The sequence below is a fragment of the Serratia aquatilis genome, assembly GCF_044865145.1.
In the GTDB taxonomy this organism is placed as follows: Bacteria; Pseudomonadota; Gammaproteobacteria; order Enterobacterales; family Enterobacteriaceae; genus Chania; species Chania aquatilis.
On record NZ_CP173186.1, the window covers coordinates 124719 to 150789 of the forward strand.

A 26071-nucleotide genomic window follows, 5' to 3' on the forward strand; every position below is an offset into this window, starting at 1 on the left:
CAAAGTTTTTTTACTCGTTTGCTTACTCAGATTTATAACCAAAATAATTCGAGTTGCATGTAGGCGGCAAGTCTGAGAGTCGCCAGGAGCATAGCTCACTATGTGACTGGTGCGAACCGACGAAGCCAACACCCATGCAACTTGAAGTATGAAGGGTATATAACCTTATAGACGATTGGCCAACAGTATTAGTAGAAGGCTTAATTTTCTAAAGCAACTGATTTAATAGTGATGGTATATGAAAGGTAAAATTTACGGTTTTGTGATTGATGAGGAAGTATTACTCGATATCGACAAGCGAAGACTTGTTCGTTTTACTGATGAGTCTTCAGTCAATGCGATGACAATCAGGGTAGTGACGCTTAATGTCAACCTGGTACGATTATTAACTTTGTTACTGATGACGAATAGCGATGCCATTATTTCGAAAGACGATATTCTCAATAACGTCTGGGAAGCGCACAACCTGTCATCATCCAGTCAACGTTTATGGCACGCCATAAATGAATTAAGAAAGAAACTGTCAGCTGTTGGTCTTCCCGCTGATTTTATAGCGAGTGTACGTGATACCGGTTATTTCGTTGATAACCATAAAGTGACGACACTTTTTTACGGGTAATTTTTTAGCTCGGTAAATTACCGGGTATCACACATCCATAATATATGGATTTTAACGAATACTCTTTCGCTCACTAGTGAAAGGGTTTATTAAACAAATAGGAATAGATATGAAAAAGTTAACGATGATTGCTTCACTGGTTGCTGCATGTGGTTTTGCTGGTCTGGCTCAGGCGGCTTCAACTGGAGTTATCACCTTTAACGGTGAACTGACGGCCAACACCTGCGACGTGGTAGTTGACGGTCAGACCGCCGATGCCTTGGTTAAACTGCCAATCATCGGCATCAACCAACTGACTGCTGCAACAAAAACTGCGGGTCGCACCGGTTTTAACATGGCGCTGAAAAATTGTGCGGGCACCCTGAAAACCGCGTCTGCCTTCTTTGAAGCCGGTGCCTCCGTTGACCTGGCGAGCGGTCGTCTGAAGAATATGACCGGCACGGCCACCAATGTAGACCTGCAACTGCGCGACGGTTCCAGCGCTGGTGAAACTGTGATCGTGGCTGGTAACCAGAGCCAGCGTACCAGCACAACCTATGTCAACGTTGAGTCTGGCACGGCTAACCTGCCTTACTCTGTAGAGTATTATGCCAAGGGTGCAACCACTGCCGGTACCGTAGTCAGCAGCGTGGTGTATTCCATTCAGTATAAGTAAGAGTAGGGAACCCTCCTTATTCATTTCGTTGTGATTGCATAACGGATAAATACTCGAAAGTCTATGCAGACTGCATTTATTAATGGCAAGTGATCACCGCTGGTGGTCACTTATATAATACGGAGGGCGTGCACCACCTGATAACGGTAAGTGCATATCCTCTAATATAAGGGTGGATATGAAAGAGGGAAAAAGCTTTTACCTTCAGCATGCATGTGCATATACCCGCGAAGGAATTGATTTTATACTGAGAGAGTTATCGAATGATTTAGGTTTGAAAATCAGTTCTGATAGCGTTGATTTACAATCCAGGGCTTATCATCTGTGGCAGAATAAAGATGTGGATTTCTTTATTTTAGGGTTGCAAGGTAATGGTTATAGCTATGGAACTATTCTTGATATCATTATCAATCAGTTACCCCTGTACCATCCACAGGCCAAGGTAGTTATTATGGCCCAGGCTAATTCGATAGGAAGACTAAAGCACTATCTGTCAGGTCTTAGGAATGTGATTACGGTACTGGACTACGCTATAAGCATTGAAGATCTACGCAAGTATCTGCAAGCGTTGGTTACCGACTCGCTGGAAATTGCACCCAGAAAACAACAGGCCACACCGCTGACCTATCAGGAAATCAAGGTATTGAGGCATCTGTTGAAAGGAATGCCGGTCCTGAAGGTGGCAAGAACCTTAGAGATTAATCAGAAAACGGTCAGTGGCCACAAACGCTCGGCGTTGAATAAGCTGGGTATCCCCTCATTACATGGCTTAATGAAATGTGGCAACGACACGCATATGATGAATGAATTACTTAGAGGCGATGTGTAGTTTTTTAAATCAAACTGCATCATGATCGGTCCTTTTGCAACATCGTCAGTCAGGTCGTGACTTTCACAACCCACCAGCACGGGTAAGGGTTACTGGAAGGGCGACCCTGACAGTTGCCATCTTGAAGCCACTTGAGTTATTTAGCGTAAACGTTTTAGCTCCTGTGATAATTTTTCTCCTCCAATCTCCTTTCCCGTAGACCAGCGTTTATCTCCTTTGGTCAACTCGTATTATCGAAAGTTTGGTCTATTCTACTTAAGTGAAGTATCTGATTTGCGGATTGGTCCGTCTTTGAGGGCTGTACCTTTACGGCCTTGCTGTAACTCGAATTATCTAGGCTGTGTCCCTTAACTGTCCGTGGTGCCGTCGCAGACCCAAAAGCCCGTTATCAAGGCGGAGGGTGAAGGGCAGAGTGGGCCTCTGTTCAAGCCCGACTTTACTTCGAACGGGCTTTTGGGGCGCGACCCTTCGGGCTGGGGCCATTTGCGTGCATTGCTGCGTTGTTCGCCGCTTATTTGGTCCACCAAACCTCGCGGCTCACGCCTTGCCCTGCGCGAAAATGACCGCCAGCGGCACTCGCGTGCAGTTAAGGGACACAGCCTAGGTATACACAATAACCGGGAGCGGATGATGAAGATTTCCTGTTGCAATAGTCGTCAGGTACTCAGCCTGACAATGCTAGCACTGTTCAGTACCCACAGCCTGGCCAGTGTGGTGATCACCGGTACTCGGGTGATTTATCCGTCTGATGCCAAGGAAGTCAGTGTCAAAATCAACAATGTGGGCACCTCTCCCGTCCTGCTACAAAGCTGGATCGATAAAGGCGATACCGATGCACAGCCTTCTTCTATCCAGGTGCCTTTCGTCCTGACCCCACCGATGAACCGTGTTGAAGCGGGCAAGGGGCAAACGCTGCGTATCAGCTATGCCGGCGGCGCTTTGCCGATGGATAAAGAATCCGTGTTCTGGCTGAATGTGCTTGAGGTTCCGGCCAAGAAACAAGCCAAAGCCGATGAGAATTTCCTGCAGATGGCTTTCCGTTCGCGCATCAAGCTGTTCTATCGCCCTACGGGGCTGGAAGGCAATGCCAACGACGCAGCAAAAGCGGTGACCTGGCAGGCACAGGGCAATGGCCTGCAAGCCACCAACCCCACTCCCTACCATGTTTCCTTTGTCAGTCTTAAGGTCAACGGTAAGGAAATAGAAGGGGATATGGTCGCACCACGCGGCACACTGACTTTCAATCTGCCTGGTAAGGCTGGCAGTAAAATTACCGGGGATTTTGTCAATGATTACGGGGCAGTAAACCCGTTTGAAGCTGTGATTAAGTAACGGAAACGATTCGGGATTGAATCTGTCAGGCAATCAATGTGGCAATAAGAGCCTATCTTCCCAGGCTCTTAGTCTGGCGACTTATTCGTTATGCCCAAGCGACTTTGATACGTATGTTGATGACAACAACCCAAGAGGGGCTATTAACGTTGGCCACCTCCTGAATATTGAAAGTGCTGGGTATGTTCCGCAAATCTAATATGCGCTGGCTTTGTTATTCAACGCGTAAGGAGACGGAGTGTCAGAACGTTTGCGATACCTCGCCCGTAGCCTTTTTCCTTCATTTGTTGTCGTGCTTGTCGCGAGCGTCAGCATAGCAATTTCGAACTCGGTTGCTGCACAGGAGACTGCGGAATTTGACCCGATTTTCCTCAATGCTCAGGGAACGAAGCCGGTCGATCTTAGCCGCTTTGCCAAGGGGGCCTCTGCGCTTCCCGGTGTGTATAAAACCGCGCTGTACGTTAATGAGCAATTTACCATTAACTCTGATATTGAATTTAAAGTACGCGCGGATAAGTCGGTTTATCCCTGTTTGAGCAAAGATCTGATTGAAGGTATTTCATTTAATTACGAAAAATTGCCAGATGATTTTTTAAGCCAGTTGACTGGTGACAAAAAGTGCATGGATTTGCAGCAGAAACTGCCAGAAGCCCAGGTTAATTTCGACAGCAATGAGCAACGTCTGGATCTGGTTATCCCCCAGGTTTACATGCTTAATACGGCACGAGGAACGGTGAGCCCTGAGTTGTGGGACAGTGGTATTCCTGCAATCCTACTTGGCTATAACGTCAACGGGTATTCCAGCGAATCAAATGGCACTTCCTTTAGCACCCTGTTTGCCGGGGTCAACGCTGGGCTTAACGTCGGTGCCTGGTACCTGCGGCACAACGGTTCCTATAGTCGGTTGAGTAATGACGACAATCAATACAGTTCCATTAATACCTATCTGCAGCGTGATATCCCATTGTTGAAAGGGCGCGTGCTTTTCGGTGAGTCGAATACCACCGGGCAGTTATTTGATACGTTGCCATTTACCGGTGTGCAACTGGCTAGTGACGAACGTATGTTGCCCGAGTCTCTACGCGGCTTTGCGCCGGATATTCGCGGAATTGCCCGCACCAACGCCCGGGTAACCGTGCGGCAGGGCGGTCAGGTGCTGTATGAAACCACCGTCACCCCTGGCGAGTTCCTGATCAACGATCTCTACCCGACCGGCTACGGCGGCGATCTGGAGGTCACCGTGCGTGAGTCTGACGGTACCGTTCAGACATTCCGGGTGCCGTATGCTTCAGTGGCCCAGTTGCTGCGCCCAGGGGCATCCCGCTATGCATTCACCGCTGGGGAGTTGCGTAGCGCAGGCCTGCGTGAAAAACCGGCTTTATTCCAGACTACCTACTTACATGGCCTGACCAACGCTATTACCGGCTATGGCGGTGTACAGGCCAGTCAGGATTATTATGCCCTACAGGTTGGTGCCGCTTTTGGTATCCCGATCGGCGCACTCTCTTTTGATGTCACCCAGGCGCGGATTCAACTGGGTAATAGTAATGATGGTAGTTCAGACAAGTCGCTAAGTGGGCAGAACTACCAACTCAGCTACAGTAAGCTTATCAATGAAACTCACAGCAACCTTTCCGTAGTGCTGCGTCACTCTTCCACCAGTTACTTGGATTTTCTTAGCGCGATGCAGGCTCGAAACGCAGTTAGCGAAGGGAATTCAGTCGATACCGTTTCAAACATCAAAAATCGGTTGACCCTGACAGCCGGGCAAGGGCTACCAGAGAACTGGGGCCAATTGTATATCAGTGGCTCAGTGCAGACTTACTGGGGGCAGGAAGGCCGCGATATGCAATATCAGGTAGGGTACAACAACCAGTACAAAAGCCTATCCTATGGGGTTAGTGCGAACCGCAGTTATTCCAGCTTGGGTTCAATGCAAACCAACTTCCTCATTAGTTTCAGCCTGCCGCTGGGGCGAAGTGACGCAACGCACACGCCGCAATTTCGCATGGATCTGACCAATGACACCACCGGGCGCACCGGTCAGCAGGCGGCGATCTCCGGCTCAATGGGCAAAGATAACCAGTTCAGCTACGGGGTTACGGCGATGAATGCCAATCAGGGACAGGGTGCTAGCGGTACGCTCAGTGGCAACTACCGTACTCGAGTCACTGCAATGAGCGGCACCTACAGCACCGGTAAGAACTACCAGAGTGCCTCGGCTGGCCTGAGTGGGACGGTGATCGGACATTCCGGCGGTTTGACCTTTACGCCGTACACCTCCGATACCGTAGCTTTGGTTGAGGCCAAGGGGGCAGAAGGGGCGAGCGTATCTTCCTATCCGGGAGTATCGGTGAACTCGCGGGGTTATGCGGTGGTGCCGTACCTGAATCCCTATCAGTTGAATGAAATCAGCCTAGATCCGATAGGAACAGCGGCGAATGTCGAATTGGATACCACCCTACAAAAAGTCGCTCCCTATTCGGGTGCAGTGGTTAAAGTGAAGTACATCGTTAAACGAGGCCAGCCGGTCCTGATCGTGGCGACCTATCAGGGCGATCCGGTACAGTTTGGGGCAGACGTGCTGGACAGCAAGGGCAACAGCGTGGGCTCGGTTGGCCAAGGCGGGCAAATCTATGCTCGAGTGGCGGAAGACAAAGGGCAGTTGCAGGTGAAATGGGGTGACAGTAGTGACATGCAATGTATGGTGGGCTACCGCTTGCTACCACAGGCAAAGAACAGCCCACCACAACAGTTTATTCAACAGTTTAATTCTGTCTGCCAGTAGGTGGGTAGGCGTTTTTTAGTAACGCCAACCCACCTTGACTGTAGCCATTAATAGTAATTAATGGTGAATGTGACTGAGCCGTTTGCTTTTCCCGGCGTTACAGATGCATTGGTCTGTATATACCGTGCCCGCAGAGGGAGAGTAAACCCTGTAGCAGTACTGTTTGCCATCGTATAAAGTTGCCCGGCCCCGCCAAAAAATACAAAATTTGTCGTGGTGTCCCCCACATTACCGGTAGACATTTGTATGCCGACACCAGATGCGCTTGAGCTTCCTGGCGCAACTGACATTATACCTTTCGCATTATCAATAACGGAGGTGTTGGCGTTTAAAATCAGATTCAACTTGTTAGCAATCGATGGTCCAACGGCTGCTGGGGAACCGCCCGGTGAAGTGTATGTTTGCTGCACATCATTAAGCGTTCCATAAAATCTCGGGCAGTTGCTTAATTTTATACTTGCGTTAACCCAGGGGGTGGTACTTCCAACAGCGGTAAATACTTTGTTTGCGTCATACGTTCCCAACGGGACATTAACATCAGGCGTAGTACAGGTACTGGAGGTAATATTTAACGTACCCGTAAATCTAACCGTAGTGACGCCAATTTGAGGGGTAAGTGGCGTTTGAAAATAAATTTGTACTGTCGGTAAGTTTGCGCCATTTACTATTCCAGGTGTGATATTTCCTATTTTTAACAGCACCAGATCGAAATTGAATCCGTTTTGCGCCAGCCAACTGATACCGCCAGTTGTTGTTCCCCATGGATTACTGGTAAATGGGATAGCAGTGGAAGCATTGCGCACGGCAACGCCGATGCCTGGAACACCGGTCTCATACACTTTGCCACCATAGGGCGAGCCAGACCAGCTTGATAAGGGGCGAGGGGTTGATGAAAATGTCCAATTAATGGTTGGCCGGTAGGCCGTGGATGGGGTATCGCAATTTATGACGATCCTGCGTGAAGGGTTAAAGTACAGGTTATAAAGCACCGTACCGTTGGCTGCATCGGGACCAATGTAAATATTGCTGCCCTGAAACGGTGCGGTGGTATTCAGTGCGCCTTCGGTCGGGGACAGATTGCAGGTCATCGCCATACCAACCCGGGAGTTAACAGTAGCTGCGATAGCTATAGAGAGGAGTAAAATATGTTTTTTTTGAAGTCTCATGGTTATGCCCTTGAATGACAATTGTTTGAATTATGAAACCTTTCATAAACAATAACTGTATAATCTAGAAAGCTTTTAACGATGTAACTGCTTGCAAACTTCAAAAACGAACATCATATATTTAAAAGTGTTTCATGAATAATTAAGTCTGTAGGGACATCGTTCATCCTACAGACTTACACTGTAATTTTTATTTCGCGTTTAGTAATAGTTTATAGTGAACGTTACGTTGCCATTCGCTCGCCCGGGTGTAACCGTGTTACTGGTCTGATAATATCTTGCCGAAAGCGGGATCTTGAACGTCGTCGCAGTCGTGTTTCCTGGGGTGTAATTGTAAGTTTGATTCCAATTAATCGGTTGCGGTGTGCCAGATTTATCGCCCCAGGCTAATTGAATGCCAACACCTGATGCTGCACCAGTACCACTGGTTATATTCATTATTCCTTTAACGGTATCCCAGATACTATTCTGTGGCGTCAATTTGACATTTAAAATATTTGCTACTGCACTCCCAACGGTCGTTGCACCTGACCCTGGTGAGGTATTGTAGGATGAGTTGTTATAATAGCCATAAAAACGAGGGCAATTATTCAAAGTAATAGACGCATCCTTCCAAGGGGTGACGGTACCGACTGCAGTGAAAATACTGGTTTCAAAAGAACCTAAAGGAACATTGACGTCCGGGGTAGTACAGGTCTGAGAGACCACATTGAGTGAGCCCGCATAGCTAAGGTTGTAAACCCTTATAACAGAGTTAGATACGCTTGGGTCCGGCCCCAGATTTAAGCGTACCGTTGGCAATGAAGCCCCGGTGATGGTTCCCGGTGAAACCGCACCGATTTTGATTAGGCTGAGCACCGCGTTGATACGAATACTAAAACTGTAAAAATTCGTGCCAGAATAAGTTGTAGTAAATGCTGCAGTCGGTATGGCTTGGTTGGTTAAGTCACTGGAAATGGCAACCCCGATACCGGGTACTGAAGTTTGGTACACACGATTAGGAAAAGGAGTGCCACTCCAACTGCTTAAAGGCAGCGGCGTGCTATTGTATTCCAGATTTTGTGGTACGCTAAAAGAACCTGGACCACAAGTGAAAGCACCAGCGTTTGTTCCTGGGTCTTTAAAATCAAGCCGATAGACAACGGTTCCGTTGGGTATGTCCGGTCCAACGGTAATATTAGCCGGAGCCAAGGTAGTAACAAAATTACGGGCAGTAAAACTATTCGCAGTACAGGTGACTGCAGCCAATACATATTGGCTGCAACTTAGTAAAACACTTCCTAAAATGACTTTTTTAAGCTTATTCATATCGTTACTCGCTTCACGCTCAAGGTATGCTGACACTAGGCAACCTATCTCTACACTAAGGAATTACTAAGGGTAGGCTTGCGTTAGGTATTTAGTGCTCTAGGGTTGACCTAATGTCTACGGCTATGGTTACCGCTTGTTCTCTGTATTGCATTCATAAGCGCACATCGCCATCATACTTATGACTTCAGTATAGACAGCATGATTAGCCTATGAAGGTTTATGGGGTTCAGTACCGTATTTTTTGCAATTTATTTAAATAACGCATTGTAATTATTAGTAAAAATATCAGTGCTATAACCAGGCTACATCTCTTGGTTGCCCGCAGTAGGCACGCATGAACAATGAAGACACAGCCTGAATCTTACGTGTGGCTCAAAACTGGGAGAGGCTTGCCTCCCCTATACCATTACTTGTACTGAATGGAGTACACCACGCTGCTGATTATGGTACCGGCAGTTGTCGTGCCATTGGCATAGTACTCTACGGAGTAAGGCAGGTTAGCCGTGCCAGACTCAACGTTGACATAGGTTGTGCTGGTACGCTGGCTCTGGTTACCGGCGACGATCACCTCTTCGGTAGCGCTGGAACCGTCACGCAGTTTTGCCCACTCCCTCTCAGCCATTCTCCACCGCGAGAAATTCGCGGTGGAGTTTTCATGCTAAAACTCTAATTATTCAGCATTGATATCAATTTATCGATAGCTGATGGAATATACCACCGAGCTTCTGACCGATCCGGCCGTAGTTGGAGCCTTGGCGTAATATGCCACAGCATACGGTAAAGTCACGGTAGTTGGATTGCCCGAGAAAGAATAATGCATCTTAGGTAGTGTACCTGCTCTGGATTGGACAGTACTACTTCCGTAGTAAATGATGAGGTCAACATTTCCTGCCGTGCCAGATGCATTTTTCAAACGGCCCGTAACCAGATCAACCGTAGGACCTGCCTCGAAAAATGCAGTCACTCGACCTCCCCCTGTCACATAGGGGCAATCCGACAGTTTCATATTAAACTCTGTTCTCCCTGCTATCATTCCCGCGGAGCTCAACTGCTCAATACCGACAGGTGGCAGGGTGACAATGGCATCAGGCCCCTGCTCTTCGACAGAAACATCACAAGTAGTCTCGTATAATTTACCTTGAAAATTTACAGTTCCGGTGGCGTCAGCTTGCGCAAAGTTCATACTGGTAAGGGAAAGAAAAACCCCCGCCGAAAGAGCTAATTTATACATTGATATATATTCCTATTTAATATTCCGCTTGATGAATATAGGTAGGCACTCCTCATCTTTATCTTTAAAAAATAAGAGGTTCTTGAATTGCCTGCCAAATATTTATCTGTTATTCAAATACGTCGCTTAACAGTATTAATAAAGTAGGGGGTTACACCTACCCTTATTTGTACTGAATGGAGTACACCACGCTGCTGATCACCGTACCGGCAGTGGTCGGGCCATTGGCATAGTACTCGACAAAGTAAGGCAGGTTAGCCGTGCCAGACTCAACGTTGACGTAGGTTGTGCTGGTACGCTGGCTCTGGCTACCGGCAGCAATCACCGTTTCAGCAGCGCTGGAACCGTCACGCAGTTGCAGGTCTACGTTGGTGGCAGTGCCGGTCATATTCTTCAGACGGCCACTCACCTGGTCAACGGTGGCACCAGCTTCAAAGAAGGCGGACGCGGTTTTCAACGTTCCGGCACAGTTGTTCAGCGCCATGTTAAAACCAGTACGGCCCGCGGTCTGCGTGGCAGAGGTCAGTTGGTTGGTGCCGATAGGTGGCAAAGCCACGTTAGCATTAGCTCCCTGACCGTCAACTATCACCTCACAGGTGTTGGCCGTCAGTTCACCGTTAAAGGTGATGGTGCCGCTAGACGCCGCCTGAGCCAGACCAGAAAAACCGCATGCAGCAACCAGTGAAGTAATCAGCGTTAACTTTTTCATATCTATTCCTTTCTGTTTAATAAACCCTTCCAATAGTGATTGAAAGGATATGGGGTAATATCCATATGTTATGGATATGTGTTATTCCCGGTCATTAACCGGAAAAAAGTCATTGATTAAATGGCAGGTTATTAAGACAATAACCGGCGTTTGAACGTTAAACTTGGGGGAATGTATTTCCCAAGGTACTTATTTATACTGAATGGAATACACCACGCTGCTAATCACCGTACCGGCAGCAATCACCGTTTCGGCAGCGCTGGAACCGTCACGCAGTTGCAGGTCTACGTTGGTGGCTGTGCCGGTCATATTCTTCAGACGGCCACTCACCTGATCAACAGAAGCCCCAGCTTCAAAGAAGGCGGACGCGGTTTTCAAGGTTCCGGCACAGTTGCTCAGCGCCATGTTAAAACCGGTACGGCCTGCAGTGTTTGTCGCAGCAGTCAGTTGGTTGGTGCCGATAGTTGGCAGAGCCACGTTAGCATTAGCTCCCTGGCCGTCAACTATCACCTCACAGGTGTTGGCCGTCAGTTCACCGTTAAAGGTGATGGTGCCAGTAAAAGCCGCCTGAACCAGACCAACAGAATCACATGCAGCAACCAGAGCTAACTTTTTCATATCTATTCCTACATACCTAGTGCTGTTTATTAAACCACTTCAACTTCTATTGAAATGGTTTGAGCAATATCCATAAAACATAGATAATTTTTACCCGTCATTTGACGAGCGAAAAAGATTCATTAACAAGCGTGACGAATGGTTATGTTCTTACACTGTTTTATCCAGAGTAAGTAAATCACTCATCATGCTTAAATTAACTTGACACCGAATTAACCCATGTAGCGATGAGATGCCCAATTTATTCATTGCGGCACGCTTGTGAGCACTAACCGTTTTCTGGTTTATCCGCAACGTGCTGGCAATCTTCAAGACCGGTACCCCTTTCAATAGGTGTCCTAACACCTTTATTTCCTGATGAGTCAGGGGCGTTACCGGTTTTTTTATCGTTCCTACCTGCGGTGAGTTCATCATGATATGTTGTAAATGCGTCTGCAATTCGCTAATTTCTATTGAGTCATCCAGCACTGCAGCAACATTCTCTAGACCTAACAGGTAGTTTTTTAGCTGACCTATGGAGCGAGTTTGTGTCATCACAACGACTTTGGCTTCAGGATAGTGCATAGGCAGCCACTGAAGAATAAAGTCAAGAATGGACCCATGGCTGTCCCCAGTACCCTGTAAACCTAAAATAAAAACATCCACACTCTTGTTATATAGTAACCGAAAGGCTTTGGTCTCCAGATAACTCTCGTCTGCAACAACCTTGACATCAATGTTATTGTCTATCAGGTTAGCCAGAGTTAACTTTATACCTTCGCGGGTATACATACAGGAATGTTGAATAAATGCACTCTTCCTAATGTTCATGATTATTTCCCTATGCGATGTTTTTTACATTACCAGTCTCATTTCAGATAGTTACAGTTAGTCTTTTCGCTGACAGATAAAATGTGTCTTGCAATGTCATTTGAGTCGAGTTCTTCCGCCCCTTCAGCCACATGGATAAACTCTGTGATTGTGGGGGCGGACGCCAATCTAGCCGTGACTTGAAACATGGCGCTTATTATTAATACCGTTAACTTCCTGCAGTGCCGTTTTGGCACGCCGAGGTGAAACGCTGGATTGCCGTGGCGGTATTTGCGCTGGCTTTCGCCTGCGGCAGTAACCGATAACCCACCTGGCATTGCATCTCGCCGCCATCACCCCATTTCACCTGCAACTGTCCCTGGTCTTCCGCCACGCGGGCATACAACTGCCCGCCCTGGCCAACCGAGCCCACGCTGTTGCCCTTGCTGTCCAGCACGTCAGCACCAAACGGTAACGGTTCGCCCCGGTAGGTCGCCATGATCAGCACCGGTTGGCCCCGTTTGGTCTGGTACTTCACCTTGACCACTGCCCCCGAGTACGGGGCCACTTTCTGCAGGGTGGTATCCAGTTCCACATCCGCCGCCGTCCCTTTCGGGTCCAGGCTGATTTCGTTCAATTGGTATGGGTTCAGGTACGGCACCAGCGCATACCCGCGAGAGTCAATCTTTACCCCTGGGTATGAAGAGACGCTCGCCCCCTCTGCGCCCTTGGCTTCTACCAGCGCCAGGGTATCCGAGGTATACGGCGTGAATGTCATACCACCCGCATGGCCTACTATCGTTCCGTTCACCCCGGCCGAGGCACTCTGGTAGCCCTTGCCGTTGCTGTAGGTGCCGCTCACTGCCGTGGCCGGTGTGCGGTAGTTACCGCTGAGCGTGCCGCTGGTACCCTGGCCCTGATTGGCATTCATCGCCGTCACGCCGTAGCTGAACTGGCTCTCGGCCCCGGCGCTGCCGGATACTGCTACCTGCTGACCGGTGCGCCCGCTGGTGTCATGGGTCAGGTCTATGCGTAACTGTGGCGTGTGCGTCTGGTCGCTGCGCCCCAACGGCAGGCTGAAGCTGAGCAGGTAGTTGGTCTGGGTACTGCCTATACTCGAGTAAGTCCGGCTGACGCTCAGGCCATATGACAAGCGCTTGAACTGGTTGTTGTAGCCCATCTGGTACTGCTTCTCGCTGCCTTCCCGGTTCCAGTAGTTCTGCACCGAACCGCTGACGTACAGTTGGCCCCAGTTCTCCGGCAGCCCCTGACCCGCCGTCACGGTAATACGGTTCTTCGCCCGCCATACCGAGTCGGCCGAAAAACCCTGTGCTACCGCATCGCGAGTCTGCATGGCGGTCATGAAATCCATATAGCCGTCGGTAGAAAAGCGGTACGCGGCCAGCGACAGGTTACTGTTGGTCTCGGTGATAGCCTTACTGTAGCTGAGCTGGTAACTCTGCCCGCTGAGGTTGTTGTCAGGCTGATGTTGCCCCTGTTTATCGGTGCTGCTGCCCAGATGGGTCCGCGCCTGGGTGACATCAAAGGCCAGTGCCCCGATAGGCGTACCAACGGCGGCACCAAGCTGTAATGCATAATAGTCCTGGCTGGCCTGCAGGCCGCCGTAACCGGTGATGGCGTTGGTCAGCCCGTACTGGTAGGTGCCCTGGTACAGTGCCGGCTTGCCCCTGAGGTTGTCGGAGCGCAGTTCACCGGCGGTAAATGCATAGCGGGATGCTCCGGGGCGCAGCAACTGGGCCACCGAGGCATACGGCACCCGGAACGTCTGCACGGTACCGTCGGCTTCACGCACGCTGACCTCCAGGTCGCCGCCGTAGCCGGTCGGGTAGAGATCGTTGATCAGGAACTCGCCGGGGGTGACGGTAGTTTCATACAGCACCTGATCGCCCTGCCGCACGGTCACCCGGGCGTTGGTACGGGCAATCCCGCGAATGTCCGGCGCATAGCCACGCAGAGATTCAGGCAGCATGCGCTCATCACTGGCCAGTTGCACCCCGGTGAACGGCAAGGTGTCAAACAGTAGCCCCAGGGTATTGGATTGCCCGATCTGCGCCCGGCCCTTAATCAACGGGATATCGCGCTGCAGGTAGGTATTGATGTTGCTGTACTGATTCTGGCCGTTGTCCATGCGGTTGTAGGCACCGTTATGGCGCAGGTACCAGGCACCGACGTTCAGCCCGGCGTTAACCCCGGCATACAGGGAGTTGAAGGTCTGGCCCCGCGACTCGCTGGTATAGCCGTTGACGTTATAGCCGAGCATCGCGGCGGTAACGCCACTGTCCCACAGCTCGGGGCTGACGGTGCCACGGGCGGTCTTCAGCATGTAAACTTGTGGGATCACCAGATCCAGACGCTGTTCACCGCTATCGAAATTGACCTGGGCTTCCGGCAATTTCTGCTGCAGATCGAGGCAGAACTGCCCTGGTGCGCCCGGCGTCAGGACCCCGGCTGGCAGCGCATCAAAGTTGAAGGCGATGTTCTTGATCAACTCGGTCGTCAGGCAGGGATAGACGGACTTGTCGGGCCGCGCTTTGAACTCGATATCGCGGTTGTCAATCAGCCCGTCGTTAACGTAAACGGCGGTGCGGTAGGTCCCCGGCAAGGCCGAAGCCCCGTGTGCGAAACGGCTGAGATCGACGGGTTGAGCCCCACCATTGTTATTGAGGAACACCGGGTCAAACTCCACACTCTCGCCAGTAGCAGGAGCCGCAGTTTGCGCATGGGCACTCCCAAAACACAGCGCCGAAAGAATGGCCAGGGCCACGGGCGATAATATGCTCCTTAAGCCCGTGTGCACAGATTTTGACATGTTGATTCCCTTCAGAAATAATTTCCTGAATATTTACAATAAGATAATAAAAAAGTGTGTGGCTTTTCGTTGTCGTTATTTAATGACCGCTTCAAACGGGTTTACTGCCCCGTAATCATTGACAAAATCCCCGGTAATTTTACTGCCAGCCTTACCAGGCAGATTGAAAGTCAGTGTGCCGCGTGGTGCGACCATATCCCCTTCGATTTCTTTACCGTTGACCTTTATAGTGACGAAAGAAACATAATAGGGTGTGGGGTTGGTAGCTTGTAGACTATTCCCCTGTGCCTGCCAGGTCACCGCTTTTGCCGCATCGTTAGCAACGCCTTCCAGGCCCGTTGGGCGATAGAACAGCTTGATACGCGTTCGGAAAGCCATTTGCAGGAAATTCTCGTCGGCCTTGGCCTGTTTCTTGGCCGGAACCTCAAGCACGTTCAGCCAGAACACGGACTCTTTATCCATCGGCAAAGCGCCACCGGCATAGCTGATACGTAACGTTTGCCCTTTGCCCGCTTCAACACGGTTCATCGGTGGGGTCAGGACGAAAGGCACCTGGATGGAGGAGGGCTGTGCATCGGTATCGCCTTTATCGATCCAGCTTTGCAGCAGGACGGGGGAGGTACCCACATTGTTGATTTTGACACTGACTTCCTTGGCATCGGACGGATAAATCACCCGAGTACCGGTGATCACCACACTGGCCAGGCTGTAGGTACTGAACAGGGCTAACATGACCAGGCTCGGCAACTGGTGTCTAAGGCATGAGGAAATCTTCATCATCAATCCCACTAGGCTAGAAATAGAGGTATTGGGAGGGAAATTACCCTCCCAAAAATTCATTATTTGTACTGAATGGAGTACACAACGCTGCTGACTACAGTACCGGCAGTTGTCGGGCCGTTGGCATAGTATTCTACGGAGTAAGGTAGGTTAGCTGTGCCAGATTCAACATTAATGTAAGTTGTGTTGATACGCTGGCAGCCTGACCATCCACAATCACGTCACAGGTGTTGGCCGTCAATTCACCGTTAAAGGCGATGATGCCGGTAGAGGCAGCCTGAGCCAGACCAACAAAACCGCATGCAGCAACCAGAGAAGCGATGAGAGCCAACTTTTTCATCTATATTCCTACTTACCTTGTATTATTAAACCACTTCAAGATCCGTCGAAATGGTATGTTCACACCCACAATAAGATGGATATGTTCCTGAAGCCCTGTTATCTGCAGGGGTGTTTATCCTAAAAAGAGTGAGGTAACTTTATGTTGACTATTAATAGAGTAACCTGCGTCGCGTACGCTCAATATAAAATCGCCTGGCAGGCCGATTGCCGACAATTTCCGTCTTAATTCCTTGATGGCATGCCATAATCTTTGGCTGGAAGAGGACAGATCGTATTTTTCCCAGACATTATTCAAGATGTCATCTTTGGAAAGGACCATGCCGCTATTGCTTGCCAATAGTAAGGTTAATAAGCGTACCAAGGTAACATTAAGAGATACTACCCTGATTGTCATAGAGTTTACGGAGGATTCGTCAGTAAAGCGAACCAGTCTTTTCTTTACGATATCAAGCATAATTTCTTGATCAATCAAGAAACCATAGAGTTTATTTTCCATATACATCCTGGTTTATTATTTATATTTTAAAAATAAAATAACAAGCCTCTCCCTTTAGAGCTGCATTATAGGAACAATCCAAGCCTTATCAAGAGAATGTTGACTGCAACTTACGTGTATAGAAAAATGGGAAATATAGTCCCTTAGTCATAAAAATAATAAAAACATAGTCAATTAATCTAGAGATTAACATTAAGGTAGATTTTTATAAAAATAGGACCCTTCTCAACTTCATATTTTTGTGGTAGCTAAAAACATCGAATTTTTATCGAATCAAGGATTAAAAACCAGTAAATAATGTAATGTATTGTTTTTTATTGGAAAAATAAAATTACACTCAGTGTCAGAGTTATCTTAACTGAGGACTAATCTGATGTAGTAAGCCGTTGCTAAGTTAAGACACTGAGCCAGCCTGACGGTCTTAAGGTAATGCTTGGCTAGTGAGGTGTTGCTCAAGGGCGCTGGCTATGTGACGGGCGTAACCATTACGATAAAGACGTATGTCATTTGTGGTGTAGGGTCTATAGTTGTATGAGATCAGTATGGTTCGGCAACTTACCCTACAGTACGGGGGCTAATAGAGATAAAATCTGTTCGCAGCGCAGCTGGCTCGAGTTTTCTGCCATATGACAAGCCGAATGATCTAGAGTATGCATGTTTGTTTTTTTTACTATAATGATTTATATCAGTTACTCTTAAGATAACTAACTGTGGTTGGCTGAAAAAATGACAAAATTTGTTATTAACAATCTTGTGACTTATATTCCAGAGCAACATAGGTTGATTCCCACAGGGATGAAAGGTAATGAGATAGTTTTAAATATTCCTGCCAGCCGATGCTTGCAGTTACTGCTATTGCGCCCAGGAAAAGTGATTAGCCAACAAGAGTTTTTTAAGTTTGCCTGGCAGAATCAGGGGCAATACGTTACCACTAATACCTTCTATCAGAACGTATCACTGTTAAGAAAGGGCTTGGCTAGCGCAGGGATCAAGGGCGATGTCATCAAGACCGTACCCAAGGAGGGGCTTCTGTTTTCAGGCGATGTCCAGATTTTGGATGTGGAAACTACGGAGTTTGTAGAAACTGCGGGAATTGAAGATTTTGTGGAGGAAGAGGATGCTACCCCGGCCTCTCCTGCCAAAGAAAAGTTAACGCAAGAGGCTGTTGCAGCTAAAAAAGCGAATCAGAATAAAGAAATACTTAAAAAAAGCTTAGACGGCTTGCTTAGAGTTTGTGGAAAATTTTTTATTATCAATCCCATGATTATCCTTATAATGGCGATTTTATTAGTTTATTTAGCCAACAACTATCATCGGAGAGAAGTCTTTTCTGCTTCACATATTAGAATTCCAGATGTAAATCAGTGTTCCGTCTATATTAATAGAAGTGAGTTAAATGTAACTAAAGAAGGATACATAGAATTCCTGAAAACCAAGAACGTAGTATGTAGACCTGGGCAGTTTATTTATATTACTGACGGCCAAAGAGGATCTTCGAAAGTCGTTCAGCGCTGTGAAGAGGGCATGGATGCTAAATGTGAAACGCTTTACCCAATTGATGAAATTAATAAAATCGAATAATTTATGATTATACAAACAGCCGGTATCTGTACCAATTTTTTTAGTTGAGTCGACCTGGATGCGTGCGCGTTTAACCAAAAACGTAATGCTACGTGTCTCTTCCTATGGCTAAAAATATTAACTCTCCTAATTTTTACTTGCAGTCAAATATAATTGTTTCGTAATGGCTCATATATTCTTTCTTGTGGAATTTAAAGTCACTACCGGTGCCATTTTTCGCGTGTGTGACTTCTAATAGCATAACAATACCGTTCTTCATATCATTTATCTGTACCGTGTATCCATTCACCGTCGGCTCCGAATAAATAGGCGTGGGACTCTCTTCATTCCAACTATTAAGTACACACTCCATAAATAACTCTGGTGTTTTTTGCGTTTTCCCGGTGAAAACAGGATCTGTTGCCATGTTTTCTTTTTCCGTCAAGTAACAACCAGATAAAATTATTAACGAAACCAAAAGCAGTATCTTCTTCATTGTTCTGTTCCTTATGTTTAAAAAAAGAATAGCACCGAAAATTATAATTTGTAAAATTTTGGGGTTTTGTTAAATAAATGGAATTTTTGAGTATGCTCGGGCTTTGAACACGTGATTGCGGTTAGAAGGGGGGCTGACCCGGCACAACGACAAGTGTTCCGGGCCAGTTTGGTGTGTGGCTACCTTAGGTGGTTAACGGCGCAGCAATGGAAGCTTGTGGCACCAAGGTCAGTTAAGCACAGCCTAATGGTAGCAGGCAGCGGTAAAGTTCGCGGAAGGTTTTGCGCTGCTCTGCGTAGTACTGATGGCGTCCAGTATCCGGTTCATGCACCTGCTCCAACGGCAGTTCGGGTAGCAGGGTACTGAGTGGCTGCCCAGGGTTCAGGGCTATCTGCGCTAGCCGCGCCGCGCCCAGTGCCGGACCAACGTCACCACCTGTTCGGTACTCCAGCCGTTGGCCGCTGATATCTGCCAGCATCTGGCGCCAGTACGGGCTTCGTGCTCCCCCTCCAATCAGCGTAATGGCAGAAGGCTGTAAGCCGCTGGCATGCAGCACATCGATACCATCTGCCAGGGCAAAACCAACGCCTTCCAGTACCGCCCGCGCCAGATCGCCAGAACCGTGCTGATGAGTAAAGCCCCAGAAAGCACCCTTGGCATTCGGATTGTTGTGCGGTGTGCGTTCGCCGGAAAGGTAAGGTAAGAACCACAGCGGTGCCTCACTGGGAGGCGTCTGTTCGGCATTACGTAGCAGTGTAGTAACGCTGTCTACGTTGGTTAACTTACAGGCCCAATCCAGGCAGGATGCTGCACTGAGCATCACCGACATCAGATGCCAGGTTTGCGGTAATGCGTGGCAGAAACTGTGTACCGCGCTGGTCGGATTACTGAGAAAACCGTTGCTGACTGCGAAATAGACACCAGACGTTCCCAGAGACAGCATTGCCTGCCCGGCCTGATACAGACCAACGCCAATCGCCCCGGCGGCATTGTCGCCCCCACCAGCGACTACCGGCACCGGCGCAATACCCCAGCGTTTGGCCAGTTCACTCCGTACCTGCCCGGTTATCTGGTTGCCTTCAAACAGCGAAGGCATCTGTTCACGCGTCAGTTCGCAGGCGCTCAGCATGGTGTCGCTCCAGTCGCGTTGTGCGACATTCAGCCACATGGTGCCAGCAGCATCAGACATGTCACTGGCAAACTCGCCAGTGATACGCCAACGCAGGTAATCCTTCGGCAGCAATACCTTGTCAATCTGGCGGAAAATCTCTGGCTCATGCTGCAAAACCCATAACAGCTTGGGGGCTGTAAAACCGGGCATCATCAGGTTACCGGTGATATTACGTGAGTCGCGGACGGTCTGTTCCAAAGTCTGGCATTGCGCGAAGCTGCGGCCATCGTTCCACAGGATCGCCGGGCGCAACACCCGTTGCTGTTTATCCAACAGCGTAGCGCCATGCATCTGACCGGTCAGGCCGATACCTTTAACCCTATGCAGATCTTGCTGTTGAGCTAAAGCCAGCATGGCACGATCCGTCGCGTGCCACCAATCATCGGGAGCTTGTTCAGACCATAAGGGATGAGGGCGAGAGATGGGAAGAGGTTCACTGTGGCTGGCAAGCAATTGGCCTTGTTCGCCCAGAAGGATGACTTTAACTCCGGAAGTGCCCAGATCGATACCAATGTACATGATAGCGAGTCCTTTATTATGCGGTGAGTTTCAACACCGCGCGGTTACCAAGTTGCAGCGTGGCTATCGATCCCAAAACCAGACCCCGGGAAGACAGCCAAGACGCTGGCAACTTGAATGAACTGGGAGATTGGGCGTTAGCCGAACAGGTAGCGGTTCACCAGATTTTCCAGTTTTTCCTGGTGCCCACTCGCATGTTTTGGTGCAAGAGTCTGTTGTTGAGCGTACTGCGCCAGCGCTTCGAGCGATAGCTTACCCTGCAGAATTTGCTGGCCCAGTTCACCATTCCAACCGGCATAACGTTTGGCAACCTGCTGATGTAACTGGCCATCTTCTATCATGCGGGCCGCAACTTTCAGTGCCAGCGCCATGGTATCCATTGCACCGATATGGCCGTAGAAAAGGTCATACTTATCGGTGCTCTGGCGGCGGACTTTGGCATCAAAGTTCAGGCCACCGGTGGTGAACCCGCCAGCTTTAAGGATTTCGAACATCACCAATGCATTCTCTTCCACGCTGTTTGGAAACTGATCGGTGTCCCAGCCGAGCTGTGCGTCGCCACGGTTGGCGTCAACCGAACCGAAAATCCCTAACGCGATGGCGGTGGCGATCTCATGGTGGAACGAATGCCCGGCCAATGTTGCGTGGTTGGCTTCGATGTTGACTTTGATCTCTTTTTCCAGACCGAACTGTTTGAGGAAGCCGTAAACGGTGGCGACATCGTAATCATACTGATGCTTAGTGGGTTCCTGGGGTTTGGGCTCAATCAACAATGTGCCTTCAAAGCCGATTTTATGTTTGTGCTCCACCACCATCTGCATAAACCGGCCAATCTGCTCGCGCTCCTGGCGCAGATCGGTATTGAGCAGCGTCTCATAGCCTTCGCGCCCACCCCACAAGACATAGTTCTCTCCGCCCAGTTTTTGCGTCGCATTCATTGCCGCGAACACCTGAGCCGCGGCCCAACTGAAAACTTCCGGGTCCGGGTTGGTGGCCGCACCGGCACCATAGCGCGGATGCGTGAAGCAGTTGGCGGTTCCCCACAACAATTTTACACCGCTGCTTTGCTGTTTCTCGGCAAGTACGTCGGTCATGACGGCAAAATTGTTCTGGTACTCTTTCAGCGTTGTTCCTTCCGGGGAAACGTCGATGTCGTGAAAGCAGTAATATGGTACGTTCAGCTTGTGGAAAAACTCGAACGCGATCTCGGCTTTGCTTTTGGCTAATGCCAGCGCATCGCCCGGTTGCTGCCAGGGCCGTTCAAACGCGCCTGCGCCGAACATATCGGCTCCGTTCCAACAGAAGGTGTGCCAGTAGCAGGCGGCAAAACGCAGATGGTCGGCCATGCGTTTACCAAGGATGATTTCATCGGGATTATAGTGGCGGAAAGCCAGCGGATTATGGCTGCCGGTACCTTCGTAACGAACCTGTTCAAGCTGATCGAAATAGGATTGCATTTGTGACTCCTTGGTAACAGTGCCCGACCTGCGGGATGTAGACTCTAAATAATTCGAGTTGCATGTAGGCGGCAAGACCGAGAGTTGCCAGGAGCATAGTCCACTATGTGACTGGTGCGATTGGTCGTGGCCAACACCCATGCAACTTGAAGTATGACGAGTGTATTAATCATCGGAGTAAGGCTAACAATGCTCAATTACGTTATTTCACACTCAAATTCTCAGAATTATTAAATGTGGACCAGATCTCATTATTCGATTTATTTACCGCCGCGCTGTATCTATTGGCCATCTAGATATTTCTTATTTCAAAATATGATCGCCATCATAAAAACAACATTAAACCAAAAATCATAATTGGCCGGTAAAAATCAGTAATTGCTGAATAGGTCATAAGCGATAACAATTCGCTAGCAGTTTCGCGATTTATATCCTCAACTTTCAGTTTAGGCTGTTTGAAAGCCATCGTCCCTACACTAATAAAGGGTTATAAGATGAAAATTAAACCTCTCCTTCTTTCAGCTTGTGCACTGCTGCTACTGGCCAGCCAACCGGGATACAGTAAAGAGATTAAAATCGGTATGGCTATCGATGACCTGCGTTTAGAACGCTGGCAAAAAGACCGCGATATTTTTGTGAAAAAGGCCGAATCTCTGGGGGCAGAGGTGTTCGTCCAGTCAGCCAATGGTAATGAAGAAACCCAAATGGCGCAGATCGAAAATATGATCAATCGGGGCGTCGATGTGCTGGTGATCATCCCTTATAACGGCCAGGTGTTGAGCAATGTGATCAGCGAGGCGAAGCGTGAAGGGATCAAGGTATTGGCCTACGACCGGATGATCAACAACGCAGATATTGATTTTTATATCTCCTTCGACAACGAAAAAGTGGGTGAAATGCAGGCGCAAAGCCTGGTGCAGCGCGTGCCTCAGGGCAACTATTTCCTTATGGGGGGCTCGCCGGTAGACAACAACGCCAAGCTGTTCCGCAAAGGGCAAATGACCGTGCTGCAACCACTGATCGACGGTGGCAAGATTAAAGTGGTGGGCGACCAGTGGGCCGATGGCTGGCTGCCGGAAAATGCGCTCAAGATCATGGAAAACGCTCTGACGGCCAACAATAACCATATCGATGCGGTTGTTGCGTCTAACGATGCCACCGCCGGGGGCGCAATTCAGGCTCTGGCCGCACAGGGGTTGGCAGGCAAAGTGGCGATCTCCGGCCAAGACGCCGATCTGGCGGCAGTCAAGCGCATAGTGGCGGGTACCCAGACCATGACGGTGTATAAACCGATCAGCAAACTGGCCGATGAAGCCGCAGATATTGCGGTGCAATTGGGGAAAGGGGAACAGCCAAAATCTAACGCCAAATTGAATAATGGCAGTAAAGATGTCGCAGCCTGGCTATTAACGCCGGTTCAGGTGGATAAATCGAATATTGAAAGCACGATTATTGCCGATGGCTTCCATAAGAAATCCGATCTTAATTAATTCCTGACAAAGCCATGCTCTGAATAAATCAAGCTGCCTGCGGGTGACGAGCGAGTACTGTCAGCTTGCAGTATATTGAGTTAATAGGGGGAGTGAATAATGCCCTGCCTGTTAGAAATGAAAAATATCACCAAACAGTTCGGCGTTGTAAAAGCCGTGGACAATGTCAGCCTGCAATTAGAGGCCGGGCAGGTATTATCCTTATGTGGTGAAAATGGATCAGGAAAATCAACCTTGATGAAAGTGCTGTGCGGAATATATCCGCACGGCAGTTATCAGGGCGAGATTTATTTTTCTGGCGAGCTTATTGCGGCAAAAACCATTCGTGAAACCGAGCAAAAAGGCATCGCGATCATTCACCAGGAACTGGCCTTGGTGAAACAGATGACGGTGCTGGAGAACATGTTTCTCGGCAACGAGTGGGGCAGCTATGGCGTTATGGATTACGACAACATGTATCTGCGCTGCCAGCGCATGTTGGCGCAGGTCAAACTGCAGGTGGACCCGAATACTCGCGTAGGGGAACTGGGGTTGGGCCAGCAACAACTGGTGGAGATTGCCAAAGCACTGAATAAGCAGGTGCGCCTGTTGGTGCTGGATGAACCTACCGCCTCATTAACGGAGAGTGAAACCGCCACCTTGCTGGCGATCATTAAGGATCTGCGCGATCACGGCATCGCCTGCATTTACATCTCTCACAAACTGAATGAGGTGAAAGCCATCTCGGATTTGATCTGCGTGATCCGCGACGGCAAGCATATCGGGACCCGACCAGCCAATGGGATGAGTGAAGATGACATTATCGCCATGATGGTAGGCCGCGAACTGACCGAACTCTATCCGCAGGAACCACACGCCATTGGGGAGGTGATCCTGCAGGTGGAGAACCTGACGGCCTGGCATCCGATCAACCGGCATATCCGCCGCGTGGATGATGTTTCTTTCACGTTGCGGCGCGGGGAGATCCTTGGTGTTGCCGGGCTGGTGGGTTCCGGGCGTACTGAAACCATGCAATGCCTGTTTGGAGCCTACCCAGGGCGTTGGCAGGGCAGTATTACCATCGATGGGCAGCCTGCCACTATCACCCACTGCCGGCAAGCGATGCGCTATGGCATTGCCATGGTGCCGGAAGACCGCAAACGCGACGGCATCGTACCGGTGATGGGCGTAGGGGCCAATATGACGCTGGCAGCATTAGGCGATTTCAGCGGTGCATTAACGATGCTGGATGACGCACAGGAACAGGCCACCATTCAGCAATCCTTAAAACAGTTACGGGTTAAGACCTCTTCCCCAGAGTTGCCTATTGCCCGGCTGAGCGGCGGTAATCAGCAAAAAGCGATCCTGGCGAAGTGTCTGTTATTGAAACCGAAAATTCTCATTCTGGATGAACCGACCCGAGGTATTGATATTGGGGCCAAACAGGAAATTTATAAGTTAATCAATCAATTGGTCCAGCAAGGGATCGCGGTGATTGTGGTGTCATCCGAACTGCCGGAAGTGCTGGGATTAAGCGATCGGGTACTGGTGATGCACCAAGGGCAGATTAAAGCCGATCTGGTGAACCGCGACTTGACCCAGGAACAGGTAATGGAAACGGCCTTGAGGAGTGAAAAACATGTCGAAAAGCACACAATCTGAAGCAAGCCTGCCGCCTGTGGTGCAGAAAAAACCGCTGCTTGGCCTGAAATCCGTCAACATGCAGGTCTTCGTCATGCTGGCGGCAATCGTCGTTATCATGCTGTTTTTTACCTTTACTACCGAAGGGGCCTATCTCAGCGCGCGTAATATTTCCAACCTGCTACGCCAGACGGCGATCACCGGCATTCTGGCGGTGGGCATGGTGTTTGTGATTATCTCGGCGGAGATCGACCTTTCCGTCGGCTCGATGATGGGATTACTGGGTGGTGCAGCGGCGATATTCGACGTCTGGTTTGGCTGGCCGCTGCCGCTAACGATTGTGGTCACGCTGTTGGCCGGGTTGCTGTTGGGTGCCTGGAACGGCTGGTGGGTCGCCTATCGTAAAGTGCCCTCTTTCATTGTCACCCTGGCGGGGATGCTGGCGTTTCGCGGTATTCTGATCGGTATCACCAACGGTACAACTGTCTCACCAACCAGTAGTGCCATGTCGCAGATTGGCCAAAGCTATCTGCCAAATGGGCTGGGGTTCGGCATTGGGGCCATTGGGCTGATGTTGTTTGTGGCCTGGCAGTGGCGGCGGCGCAGCAAACGTGCACAACTCGGCTTGCCCGTTGCCACATCGAGCGGGGACATTACCCGGCAAAGCATCATGGCAATACTGGTGCTGGGGGCGATCTACCTGCTGAATGATTATCGCGGGGTTCCAACGCCGGTATTGATCCTGACCGCATTGATGCTGGCAGGGATCTTCATGGCAACGCGTACCGCCTTTGGCCGCCGCATTTACGCGATTGGCGGCAATATCGACGCCGCGCGGCTTTCCGGGGTTAACGTTGAACGCACCAAGCTGGCGGTGTTCGCCATTAACGGCCTGATGGTGGCGATTGCCGGGTTGATCCTCAGCTCACGCTTGGGGGCTGGCTCACCATCAGCTGGCAACATCGCCGAACTGGACGCCATTGCCGCCTGTGTGATCGGGGGAACCAGCCTTGCCGGCGGGATCGGCAGCGTAGCAGGGGCGGTCATGGGGGCATTTATCATGGCCTCGCTGGATAACGGCATGAGTATGCTGGATGTGCCGACCTTCTGGCAGTACATCGTTAAAGGCGCGATTTTGCTGCTGGCGGTATGGATGGATTCCGCAACTAAACGCCGGGTTTAGGTGCTGCTTCACAACTGTGGTGGCATTTTTATTGCTCTCTGGAAAGTTGTGTTATGCAATCCAGAGGGCAGCTTTCATTA

At 49.5% G+C, this 26071-nt stretch carries 22 protein-coding genes and 1 pseudogene; 9 read left to right on the forward strand and 14 right to left on the reverse strand.

Translation table 11 applies throughout. From position 1 onward, the window contains the following. Nucleotides 1-238: 238 nt before the first annotated feature. The 5 genes from SAQUA_RS00545 (at nt 239) to SAQUA_RS00565 (ending at nt 6223) form a co-directional block, all read left to right on the forward strand. Entirely contained in the window at nt 239-619 is a 381-nt protein-coding gene (locus SAQUA_RS00545; protein WP_380673841.1) for a transcriptional regulator, read from the forward strand. 109 nt (nt 620-728) lie between these two features. Further along, nucleotides 729-1274, forward strand: a complete 546-nt coding sequence (locus SAQUA_RS00550) for a fimbrial protein (RefSeq protein WP_380673840.1) — start codon at nt 729-731, stop codon at nt 1272-1274. A 178-nt stretch (nt 1275-1452) separates the two neighbouring features. Further along, nucleotides 1453-2103 carry a helix-turn-helix transcriptional regulator gene (locus SAQUA_RS00555; protein ID WP_380673839.1) on the forward strand — a complete coding sequence of 217 codons (651 nt, stop codon included), beginning with the start codon at nt 1453-1455 and terminating at the stop codon, nt 2101-2103. A gap of 675 nt (nt 2104-2778) precedes the next feature. After that, nucleotides 2779-3435, forward strand: coding sequence for a molecular chaperone (locus SAQUA_RS00560; RefSeq protein ID WP_380673880.1), 657 nt, complete (start codon nt 2779-2781; stop codon nt 3433-3435). A gap of 238 nt (nt 3436-3673) precedes the next feature. Beyond that, nucleotides 3674-6223 carry a fimbria/pilus outer membrane usher protein gene (locus SAQUA_RS00565; protein WP_380673838.1) on the forward strand — a complete coding sequence of 850 codons (2550 nt, stop codon included), beginning with the start codon at nt 3674-3676 and terminating at the stop codon, nt 6221-6223. A 47-nt stretch (nt 6224-6270) separates the two neighbouring features. Here SAQUA_RS00565 and SAQUA_RS00570 read toward each other — a convergent pair whose 3' ends face one another. From SAQUA_RS00570 to SAQUA_RS00620, 11 genes and pseudogenes are all read right to left on the reverse strand, one after another. Further along, complete coding sequence (locus SAQUA_RS00570) at nt 6271-7389, reverse strand: fimbrial protein (RefSeq protein WP_380673837.1); 1119 nt, start codon at nt 7387-7389, stop codon at nt 6271-6273. A gap of 201 nt (nt 7390-7590) precedes the next feature. After that, nucleotides 7591-8697 (reverse strand): fimbrial protein, encoded by a 1107-nt coding sequence (locus tag SAQUA_RS00575; protein ID WP_380673836.1) that lies wholly within the window; start codon nt 8695-8697, stop codon nt 7591-7593. Nucleotides 8698-9106: 409 nt separating this feature from the next. Next, complete coding sequence (locus SAQUA_RS00580; RefSeq protein WP_380673835.1) at nt 9107-9322, reverse strand: hypothetical protein; 216 nt, start codon at nt 9320-9322, stop codon at nt 9107-9109. A gap of 69 nt (nt 9323-9391) precedes the next feature. After that, a complete protein-coding gene (locus tag SAQUA_RS00585; RefSeq protein ID WP_380673834.1) occupies nt 9392-9931 on the reverse strand; it encodes a fimbrial protein in 540 nt (179 codons plus the stop codon). A gap of 163 nt (nt 9932-10094) precedes the next feature. Continuing rightward, complete coding sequence (locus tag SAQUA_RS00590) at nt 10095-10640, reverse strand: fimbrial protein (protein WP_380673833.1); 546 nt, start codon at nt 10638-10640, stop codon at nt 10095-10097. A 189-nt stretch (nt 10641-10829) separates the two neighbouring features. Beyond that, nucleotides 10830-11258, reverse strand: a complete 429-nt coding sequence (locus SAQUA_RS00595; protein ID WP_380673832.1) for a fimbrial protein — start codon at nt 11256-11258, stop codon at nt 10830-10832. 150 nt (nt 11259-11408) lie between these two features. Further along, on the reverse strand, nt 11409-12068 hold the full coding sequence (locus SAQUA_RS00600) for a helix-turn-helix transcriptional regulator (RefSeq protein ID WP_380673831.1): 660 nt from the start codon (nt 12066-12068) through the stop codon (nt 11409-11411). Between the two features lie 208 nt (nt 12069-12276). Beyond that, nucleotides 12277-14877 carry a fimbria/pilus outer membrane usher protein gene (locus SAQUA_RS00605; protein ID WP_380673830.1) on the reverse strand — a complete coding sequence of 867 codons (2601 nt, stop codon included), beginning with the start codon at nt 14875-14877 and terminating at the stop codon, nt 12277-12279. Nucleotides 14878-14952: 75 nt separating this feature from the next. Then, nucleotides 14953-15609, reverse strand: coding sequence for a fimbria/pilus periplasmic chaperone (locus SAQUA_RS00610; protein WP_380673879.1), 657 nt, complete (start codon nt 15607-15609; stop codon nt 14953-14955). A 107-nt stretch (nt 15610-15716) separates the two neighbouring features. After that, nucleotides 15717-15997, reverse strand: a pseudogene (locus tag SAQUA_RS00615) (hypothetical protein). 114 nt (nt 15998-16111) lie between these two features. Beyond that, entirely contained in the window at nt 16112-16495 is a 384-nt protein-coding gene (locus SAQUA_RS00620; RefSeq protein WP_380673829.1) for a transcriptional regulator, read from the reverse strand. A gap of 726 nt (nt 16496-17221) precedes the next feature. On the opposite strand from SAQUA_RS00620, the gene SAQUA_RS00625 reads away from it, so the two are divergent. Beyond that, complete coding sequence (locus tag SAQUA_RS00625) at nt 17222-18076, forward strand: transcriptional regulator (RefSeq protein WP_380673828.1); 855 nt, start codon at nt 17222-17224, stop codon at nt 18074-18076. A gap of 133 nt (nt 18077-18209) precedes the next feature. On the opposite strand, the gene SAQUA_RS00630 is transcribed toward SAQUA_RS00625, so the two are convergent. The 3 genes from SAQUA_RS00630 to xylA all read right to left on the reverse strand — a co-directional run bounded on the left by SAQUA_RS00630 (nt 18210) and on the right by xylA (nt 21698). Then, nucleotides 18210-18551: a hypothetical protein gene (locus tag SAQUA_RS00630; RefSeq protein ID WP_380673827.1), complete on the reverse strand. Its 342-nt coding sequence runs from the start codon at nt 18549-18551 to the stop codon at nt 18210-18212. A gap of 232 nt (nt 18552-18783) precedes the next feature. Next, nucleotides 18784-20241: a xylulokinase gene (xylB, locus tag SAQUA_RS00635; protein ID WP_380673826.1), complete on the reverse strand. Its 1458-nt coding sequence runs from the start codon at nt 20239-20241 to the stop codon at nt 18784-18786. A gap of 137 nt (nt 20242-20378) precedes the next feature. Continuing rightward, entirely contained in the window at nt 20379-21698 is a 1320-nt protein-coding gene (gene xylA, locus SAQUA_RS00640) for a xylose isomerase (protein WP_380673825.1), read from the reverse strand. 494 nt (nt 21699-22192) lie between these two features. On the opposite strand from xylA, the gene xylF reads away from it, so the two are divergent. The 3 genes from xylF to xylH all read left to right on the forward strand — a co-directional run bounded on the left by xylF (nt 22193) and on the right by xylH (nt 25991). Continuing rightward, nucleotides 22193-23188, forward strand: coding sequence for a D-xylose ABC transporter substrate-binding protein (xylF, locus tag SAQUA_RS00645; RefSeq protein ID WP_380673824.1), 996 nt, complete (start codon nt 22193-22195; stop codon nt 23186-23188). Nucleotides 23189-23287: 99 nt separating this feature from the next. Next, nucleotides 23288-24829 carry a xylose ABC transporter ATP-binding protein gene (locus SAQUA_RS00650; protein WP_380673823.1) on the forward strand — a complete coding sequence of 514 codons (1542 nt, stop codon included), beginning with the start codon at nt 23288-23290 and terminating at the stop codon, nt 24827-24829. Then, nucleotides 24807-25991 carry a xylose ABC transporter permease XylH gene (gene xylH, locus SAQUA_RS00655; RefSeq protein ID WP_380673822.1) on the forward strand — a complete coding sequence of 395 codons (1185 nt, stop codon included), beginning with the start codon at nt 24807-24809 and terminating at the stop codon, nt 25989-25991. The genes SAQUA_RS00650 and xylH overlap by 23 nt, the downstream gene beginning before the upstream one ends. Nucleotides 25992-26071 lie beyond the last annotated feature (80 nt).